The 5,250-nt window shown below is 59.4% G+C and carries 6 protein-coding genes; 2 read left to right on the top strand and 4 right to left on the bottom strand.

The genetic code is table 11. The features are described 5' to 3' along the window. Positions 1–628: IS21-like element helper ATPase IstB (gene istB / locus ACEW8G_RS10675; RefSeq protein ID WP_373488403.1), on the top strand; the 628-nt coding region annotated here is incomplete at its 5' end. Between the two features lie 56 nt (positions 629–684). Further along, entirely contained in the window at positions 685–1,479 is a 795-nt protein-coding gene (locus ACEW8G_RS10670) for a hypothetical protein (protein WP_373488402.1), read from the top strand. 105 nt (positions 1,480–1,584) lie between these two features. Here the strand turns inward: ACEW8G_RS10670 and ACEW8G_RS10665 are convergent, their stop codons facing one another. From ACEW8G_RS10665 to ACEW8G_RS10650, 4 genes are all read right to left on the bottom strand, one after another. Beyond that, on the bottom strand, positions 1,585–1,761 hold the full coding sequence (locus tag ACEW8G_RS10665; RefSeq protein WP_373488401.1) for a hypothetical protein: 177 nt from the start codon (positions 1,759–1,761) through the stop codon (positions 1,585–1,587). Next, entirely contained in the window at positions 1,758–2,882 is a 1,125-nt protein-coding gene (locus tag ACEW8G_RS10660) for a YeeE/YedE family protein (protein ID WP_373488400.1), read from the bottom strand. Before ACEW8G_RS10660 ends, ACEW8G_RS10665 begins: the two co-directional genes overlap by 4 nt. A gap of 8 nt (positions 2,883–2,890) precedes the next feature. Then, the gene (locus tag ACEW8G_RS10655) at positions 2,891–3,826 is read right to left on the bottom strand and encodes a sulfurtransferase (RefSeq protein ID WP_373488399.1); all 936 of its coding nucleotides are present in this window, start codon (positions 3,824–3,826) and stop codon (positions 2,891–2,893) included. A gap of 460 nt (positions 3,827–4,286) precedes the next feature. Beyond that, positions 4,287–5,126 carry an alpha/beta fold hydrolase gene (locus ACEW8G_RS10650; RefSeq protein WP_373488398.1) on the bottom strand — a complete coding sequence of 280 codons (840 nt, stop codon included), beginning with the start codon at positions 5,124–5,126 and terminating at the stop codon, positions 4,287–4,289. Positions 5,127–5,250: the final 124 nt, after the last annotated feature.

The following is a 5,250-nucleotide window of genomic DNA, read 5'->3' as shown; positions in this document are numbered from 1 at the left end:
CCATCTGAACGAGGCGCAACTGCCTGCGGGCAAAACCCTCGCAACCTTCGACTTCAAGGCGCTGCCGACCCTGCCGCGCGCCCGGGTCGAGGCTCTCGCGACCGGCGACTGGCTGGAGGGCGGCGGCAACCTGATCGCCATTGGCAATTCCGGCACCGGCAAGACGCACGTCCTTTGCGCGATCGGCCATGCCCTGATCGAAACGGGGCACCGCGTGTTCTATACCCGGACAAGCGATCTTGTGCAGCGGCTTCAGGCCGCCCGGCGTGACCTCGTCCTGGAAGCCGCACTTGCCAAGCTCGACAAGTTCGACCTGATCATCCTCGACGACATCACCTATGCCCACAAGGATCAGGCTGAAACCGGCGTGCTGTTCGAACTGATTGCCCGGCGCTACGAATATCGCAGCATCGCCATCGCCGCCAACCAGCCGTTCAGCGGATGGGACCAGATCTTCCCCGACAAGGCGATGACCGTCGCCGCCATCGACCGCCTCGTCCACCATGCCGCGATCCTAGAGATGAATGCCGAAAGCTTCCGCCAACGCGCCGCCGCCTCAAGCATGGCGGCGCTGGCCAGAACACCAGCGACAACCATCACCGACAACCACAACGAAGGAGAAAGCTGACCAGAAAACAGCCTCAAAAAACGCCAACCCAACCGCCCGAAAACCGGCCAACGTGGTTGTCGCTCAAGGACAAGATGGTTGACGCGCTACACTGTAACCCGGTGTCGTCGACCGATAAGGCAGCGGATGCGTCCACCTATACCGAAAACGGCTTCGAGCCAGTGTCGAAACCCGATGCGCTGACGGAGGAAGGCATCCGGCAAACCATCGCGGACTACGTTACGGCAGCGAAGGCGGCCAAGGACGCGGGCTTTGACGGCATCGAGGTCCATGCCGCCAACGGATACCTGCTCGAGCAGTTTTTGATGGACGGTGTGAACGATCGTACTGACGCCTATGGCGGCTCGGTGGAGAATAGGATGCGCATCCTCGACGAAGTGCTTGATGCCGTGTCCGAGGTCTGGCCTGCGAACCGCATCGGCGTGCGCCTTTCACCGCTCGGGCAGTTCAATGACGTGTCGGACAGCGATCCTGCGGCGAACTACGGCTATATCGTCGGGCAACTCGACAAGCGGGGGCTCGCTTATCTGCACATGGTCGAACAGGCTCCAGGCGCCGAGACGGACGCCACTCAAGCCGACATCATGAAGCAGCTACGTGCTAAATGGAGCGGTTTCTACATCGTCAACGGCGGCTATGATGGCGACACTGCGGCAAAGGCCGTAGCCGAGGGCCATGCTGACGCGGTGGCTTTCGGAAGGCTCTTCATTGCCAACCCTGACCTGCCTCAGAGACTTCGCTTGAACGCGACATTGAACGAAGGGGACAGCACCACATACTACGGGGGCGACGCCGATGGGTACATCGACTATCCATTCCTCGAAAATAGTGCCGCCGAAAACGTTCTTTGACCGACGTTCTTAACGACAATTAGATTATGAATGTCCCGCTCGTGCGGGACGTTCAAATTTCAACCTCTTGTCCCCCTTTTAGTCGGGTCCATCCGATACTGTCGGTTAGTTGGCCGAGGGCATTGCCGCACAGTGCGCACCACCTGAAGCAAGACCTGAACCGTAAGCGACGATGGGGGGTGCTTGATAGGGGTTTAACGGCTCGCTCACCCACCGATCAAGGATCAAAAGCCCGCTGAGAAAGGCGAGCGCAGCGAAGCCGGTCAGGCGGCGCGTTTTCATCTGCCGCCCTCAAGTCCTAGCCAAGGTCGCAGTTTCACCCCCGCGACTGAGCCGGCAAATCCTGCGGCGAACCAAGCCCAACCGTGGAGGCTGCCGGTTGAGATGCCGCTGAAGAATGCCCCCACGTTGCAGCCGAAAGCCAGCCGGGAGGAATAGCCCAGCAGGAGGCCCGTGACCACAGTGGCAATCCACGCTCGCGCCGGCAGTTTTGGCAGGCCCTGCTCAAGCCCGCCGCGCCAGGCGGCGATCAGGAAGGCGCCGCCGATCAGGCCGATGTTCGTGACGGAGGTCACGTCTGTAAGCAGGCTTTCTGAAACGCGCTCTACGTTCGCGGGTGCAGACCAGAAGAGCGAGCCAGAGAGATCAGCACCCGCGGCTGTTGCGGCCTTTGCCGTCCAAAGGCCCAAACCGTAAACCACGCCCCACGGCTGGCCGGCGACAAGAAGGTTGGCGATTGCAAGTCCCGCAACCAGAAGGGCGGCCAGCCAGAGCCTGCGCGGAATTCTGCGGGTGCCCGGTGCCGCGAGCCAAAGAAGAACAGATCCCACTGCCACCAAACCGGCGAGGGTGATTACGAGGCCAGGAACGCCGGTAAGCACAATTTCGGGCAAGGTACCAAGATCGGTCCACCAGAACAGGTGATAGGCTCCTGCGAAGCTTCCAATCGCGAAGAAAGGTAGTGCGACGAGAGCCACAGGATTACCGGCGCCAGCATTGACCAGTGTGCCCGAGCCGCAGCCCAGAACAACTTGCATTGCGGCGCCGAAAACAAATGCACCACCGACCATGGCGAAGCCGACAGGAGCATGAGCGCCAATCATCTCTTCGCTTCGCGAGGCGAGCAAAGGAATGGCAACGGTTGCGACGAGGCCGATTGCGATGAGCTGAGCGAGAAGGCCAGCCGGATCTCTTCGCAAAATCATCGCTCGCGAAGGGCCGGCGAAGCCAAAGCGCAGCCCTTCCAGTGTCATGCCGAGACCCAGACCCACGGCTAAAAGGAGTCCGTAGCGCGCGCCTGCAGTGACGGCGAGAAGGCCCACCATCAACAGCGCTGCCCCGATGAGGGTAGCGCGCGGCAAGAGGGGCGGCATGTGCCTTGCTACCGCGACAGCTTCAGTCATATCTCACCTTAGTTTTGACCGGTGACTTGATTCCACAGGTTCTCGAATAGGCCGGGTACATTGGCCATCTCGTAGCCGGCGTTTGACCAGCCTACCATGGACTCCGGGTAGAGCTTAACGTTCTCGATCCCCGCCAGCTCGCTCAGCGCAAACCAATTGGTCGCCGCCCAATGCCCCGTATTGCAAAAGGAAATAATCTGCTCCTCATCGGTGAAGCCCTGGGCCTCGGCCAGCTCTTGAGCGGAGCCAGCGTTGACAATCACGGGGCCAGACTCAAACCAGCCATCATGAGTGAAATACTCCGACTGTGGCAATGTGCCGGGACGGGCCGCGGCCGCGTGCGCCTCTTGGCCATTCCAGAAGCTCTCTGGGCGCGCGTCGAGAAGAAGGGCCTTGTCGCCAGCGTTCAGGATCTGCTGCACATCCTCGGCGGTGGCGAGCCACTCCTCGGAGAAAGTGACCTCGATACTGCTCTCGGGTGCCTTGGTCGCTTCTATTGACTGCTCGAGGCCGGCCTCGTTCCAAGCGGTCATGCCGCCATTGAGAATTGCGAGTTCAGAGACGCCGCTGGATTTTAGTGTCCAATAGACGCGAGCAGCAGCGCCGAAGTCTGTCACGTCGGTCCCCTGGTGCACCACAACCACGGGCCGGTCTGCCTCGACGCCAATGTTTTGAAGAACCTGGGTCAGCTGCTCCTCAGTCGGCACCTGGCCTGGGTTGTCGGCGGGGCCGCGAAAGAGATCGTAAGGGGCGGATGTGGCCCCGGGAATGTGGCCCTCGGCATAGGCATCGCTACGGATGTCGATGACGAGTGGATCTACGGTCTGCTGTACCTGCATCAATTCGGCAGGGGTAAGCAGAGGGCCGAATCCAGCCTCTTGCGTGAATGCAGGCGAAGCAAGGGCTGCAGTGGCCGCCGCGGCAGCAAAGAAAATGCGTGACATAGGTATATCCCCTTTTTCCAGTCCGCCTGATATGGCTATCATTGCGCTGTCTGCAAACGAAGCAGTGTCAGTATCCATACGGTGGATGGGTCTGCTGTCTCGCGTTGGTGACGGATGCTGAAGCAAGTGTTTTGGCTCCAACACAGCATCGATGTTATGTTCTTATTATTGCAGAAAAATTGGTAAAATATCCTTATTTTATTTATATTCGCGCTTCAGGAAGATTTTCGTTCTAGTCCGTCTGCACGAACGGCTGCCCAGTCTGAAGTTGTCCGGTTAGCGTACGTAAGGCCGTGTATGTCGCACCCAAGCGATAGGTGGCGATTCCTACCTGATCATCGAAGACGTGAATTTCACGCAATTGACAGCAGGGAAATTCCCATTGAGAGTGGTTTCAAAAACAGGGTTAGTGTCTTTACTTCATCGTATTCAGAGATTTGCACCCCAGTACGAAGCAGTGTCATACTTGTCGATCGTCCGCCCCGAAGCTTGCGATAAGCAGGTTGATCTCTTCCGCGATCACATCCGGATGGTCCTCTGGCGTGAAATGCTTGCCGCCTTCGATGCGGCGAAGCGGGGCAGAAAGATCATGTGCCAGACGCTCTCCAAACCTCATTTTCTGGAACTGATCCGCCGTACCCCAGGCAATCCGCGCCGGGATATTTAGCCCGGAGAGTTCCGGGGCCACGGCCGTGGTGTCACGAACGTCAAGCGCCGCAACTTGTCTGGCCAATGCCGCGCCGCCACCATTGTCGCGGTAGTACGGGAAATGCATTTCTAGCGCTTCGCGTGCCTGCTCAGCGTCGTCGTGGCCGCGCCGGAACAGGGTCGCCATGATCATCTTCAGCGCCGCATTCGGCAGATGGCGCACGGCGCCACGGGTGGCACGCAGCGCTTTGACGCTCGGAATTGGCCAAGAATCGTAGGCGATTGCGTTTGTCAGAAAAAGTCCGCCGCAGCGATAGGGGTGTCGGACCGCCGCGATCTGGGCCACGCCCCCGCCGAGATCATGTCCACCGAACACGGCACGCTCGATTTTCAACGCCGTCATCCAAGCGATAAGGTAGTCGGCTTGCTTTGCCACCGAGATGTCGCGGTCCTGGCCGGCGCGGATCGAACCCGCATATCCTGGCATCTCCCAAACCAGACAACGTGCTCCCTTAATTCTCGGGAGGACATGCCGCCAAAGCTCGGGCCCGGTTGGAATTCCGTGGATCAGGATAAGCGGTATGCCTTCGCCCTGCTCATGCCAGCGCATAGAGATGCCGTCGACGGTCCGGATGTTCATCTGCATAGTCATTCCGTTGCTCCTCAGGGCTTGCCATTATGTGCGAGAAGACTCGCGTTCTTCTCAACTGCACTTCTTCCGTCCTTAGGCCGGGCAGCTCTTATGCCGCATATATCGCTGCAAGATGCGCAAACCA

It is taken from the genome of Blastomonas sp. (genome assembly GCF_041747255.1).
GTDB lineage: Bacteria > Pseudomonadota > Alphaproteobacteria > Sphingomonadales > Sphingomonadaceae > Blastomonas.
This window is presented reverse-complemented; position numbering and strand designations above follow the sequence as displayed.